Origin of the sequence: Vibrio sp. 1180_3 (assembly GCF_029478545.1) — a bacterium.
GTDB lineage: Bacteria > Pseudomonadota > Gammaproteobacteria > Enterobacterales > Vibrionaceae > Vibrio > Vibrio aestuarianus.
In genome coordinates this window covers 1-2,203 of the sequence record NZ_SJFM01000098.1, presented here as the reverse complement: position 1 = coordinate 2,203, position 2,203 = coordinate 1, and the positions used below count along the sequence as shown (strand labels likewise).

Here is a 2,203-nt window from a genome sequence, read left to right as displayed (position 1 = left end):
CACATAACGCCGCATTAAGTGGTGAGCGACGCTAAACACTAATGCCTCGGCAAACCACTTAAAACACAAAAACTGAATTTACACTAAAAACACCAAGCGTTGCGAATCCGTCTTAAATGCTTTGTTAGTTTTGAGCTTGACAGTCCAGTACTGCCTTTAACGAAGGATCTTCACCTATAGCAAATGTATTTGAAAATGTAGTAATAACAGTTTTGCCTTCTGTACTGTCAGCACTTGCAATGTCAGCCAAGTGGGACAAGTTACCACCGATAAAGAGCTGCACGGTATAACCAGCCTGAGTTTTTTTATTGCTAACTATTGGACTCGATCCTATTACAGGCGTACTTTCCCACTTATCAGAAATACACATGGCGATCTGTTCTGAAGTTTGATTGCTTTTAACAACAAAGGCTGGCTCTGTTGAACGAAGCTTCTGGGGTGTCATCGAGCACCCAGCAATACCTAATACCGCACCTAAAATAACTAACTTTCTCATACTATTTCCTTGTAAAAACTAACGCCGCATTAAGGGGTGAACAACGCAGCCACCCCACTAAACCATTGTGCCGTAAACACTTAAGCTAATTCAAACCAAAACTGCCGAGCGTTGTGAATCCCTCTTAAATGCTTTGTTATGTGCCAAATATTCTGCAGCTATTGCTTGTTCTTTATGCTCTCTTTTATGTATAATCCGCCGCTAAACAAACGATGAAAATAACCACATGAAAATACTAGGATTTCACACATGTGAAAAAACTGGTGGGTGGTCTTATATTTGGGAGAATGCGCCCTTTTTAAGTGGCCCAACTGGACCACCTGATGCAAAACGTTGGCAATGGTTAACCCAAGGGTATTACTTTTGGACCGATAGTGACCACTTTGCTCACATTTGGGGAAGAGTAGGTTATAAAGACGAATACTCGATATCAAGGTGTGACCTTGATATCCCAGATGATTTTTTTTTAGATTTGGCTGGAAATGTTAGTAGTCAGCTCTACTTTAACAAGTTGACTGACTTATATGAAAAGCGATTGAGAAAAGCTGGCAAGAGTGAAGTTCCAACAATAGCTACAACCATAGCTCACTATAGGCTGAAAGAGGAAAACCCAGTCAGTCGTGGAATGTTTCCGTTTTGGGCGATTAAGGCACAAGATACTTTCCATTCGGAACAAAATGACATAGCTTTCACACCAAAATCGAAAGAAAGCACTATAGTTTTAACAAGGCAGCAAGTTTGCTTGTTTGAAAAAGCCAAAAAGTGCATAGTAGATAAGGTTGTTGTATACCCAGAAGAGTTTTCAAAGAGGGTGGAAGCGGTATTAAATTTAAGAAAGGTGAGTTCATATGACGAATCTACAGATGGAATCATTGAGATTAGCTGAAGAATGGCTTAATAGCATTGATGATGAACAGTTTATTGCTGAGTACGAAGAGTTAAAGGCTGACTACGGGTTTGGTCCAACTCTTTCTGAAATGCAATTTCACAAAACCCTGATCCAACAAATTTATGTATCTATCGCGGGTGATAGCTACCATCATGTTGAGTTTTCACTTAACAATTCGTCGTACTTGCTAGATGATTCTGATTCTGCCGCAAACGATGAAAACTATGCTTTAGCTGCGTGATTATTAAAAAATATGAACATTAGAATTATCCAGAGTAGAGTTACAGGTCTCAATGTACAACGTGAAGAGTTTATAGATGATGAAAACAATCTAGAACTTAACTACTCTGCATCTGATATACCTGAAAGCCCAAATAACTACAGTATTAGCTTCAACATCAAGCTCAAACACAAGATGGGTTTCAGTTACGAAGTAGACTATGAGTCGATCTTTGAAACTGACAATGCAATTGATGAAGAGTTTATGAATTCTCATTTTGTAAGCGTCAACTCGCCAGCTATCGCTTACCCATTTCTTAGAGCCTATATGGCAAACCTAATGCTAAGTTCAGGCCATGATCCAATCATGCTACCTACCATTAATTTCACTCGCTTCAAGAACAATAAGTGAAACTTCAGGGCATCTGCACTTCTCTGAGCAAGTGCCCTTAATCCAACGCATACCCTCTGGCACATAACGCCGCATTAAGTGGTGAGCGACGCTAAACACCAACGCCTCGACAAACCACTTAAAACACAAAAACTGAATTTACACTAAAACCGCCAAGCGTTGCGAATCCGTCTTAAATGCTTTGTTA

Annotated in this window: 4 protein-coding genes; 3 read left to right on the top strand and 1 reads right to left on the bottom strand. The window is 39.8% G+C overall.

Going from position 1 to position 2,203, the window contains the following annotated elements:
• Positions 1-124: 124 nt before the first annotated feature.
• On the bottom strand, positions 125-496 hold the full coding sequence (locus tag EYW48_RS20930) for a hypothetical protein (RefSeq protein WP_171981163.1): 372 nt from the start codon (positions 494-496) through the stop codon (positions 125-127).
• A 226-nt stretch (positions 497-722) separates the two neighbouring features.
• Here EYW48_RS20930 and EYW48_RS20925 point away from each other — a divergent pair, with 226 nt between their 5' ends.
• The 3 genes from EYW48_RS20925 to EYW48_RS20915 are packed head-to-tail and all read left to right on the top strand — an operon-like array spanning position 723 to position 2,016.
• Positions 723-1,382 (top strand): hypothetical protein, encoded by a 660-nt coding sequence (locus tag EYW48_RS20925; RefSeq protein WP_277433019.1) that lies wholly within the window; start codon positions 723-725, stop codon positions 1,380-1,382.
• Positions 1,345-1,626: a hypothetical protein gene (locus EYW48_RS20920; RefSeq protein ID WP_277433018.1), complete on the top strand. Its 282-nt coding sequence runs from the start codon at positions 1,345-1,347 to the stop codon at positions 1,624-1,626. Before EYW48_RS20925 ends, EYW48_RS20920 begins: the two co-directional genes overlap by 38 nt.
• A gap of 12 nt (positions 1,627-1,638) precedes the next feature.
• On the top strand, positions 1,639-2,016 hold the full coding sequence (locus EYW48_RS20915; protein WP_277433017.1) for a protein-export chaperone SecB: 378 nt from the start codon (positions 1,639-1,641) through the stop codon (positions 2,014-2,016).
• The last annotated feature ends 187 nt before the right edge of the window (positions 2,017-2,203 follow it).

Bases quoted from the DNA above. Each gene is read 5' to 3' on its own strand.
- EYW48_RS20930 (WP_171981163.1), bottom strand. From the start codon at position 496: ATGAGAAAGTTAGTTATTTTAGGTGCGGTATTAGGTATTGCTGGGTGC.
- EYW48_RS20925 (WP_277433019.1), top strand. From the start codon at position 723: ATGAAAATACTAGGATTTCACACATGTGAAAAAACTGGTGGGTGGTCT.
- EYW48_RS20920 (WP_277433018.1), top strand. From the start codon at position 1,345: ATGACGAATCTACAGATGGAATCATTGAGATTAGCTGAAGAATGGCTT.
- EYW48_RS20915 (WP_277433017.1), top strand. From the start codon at position 1,639: ATGAACATTAGAATTATCCAGAGTAGAGTTACAGGTCTCAATGTACAA.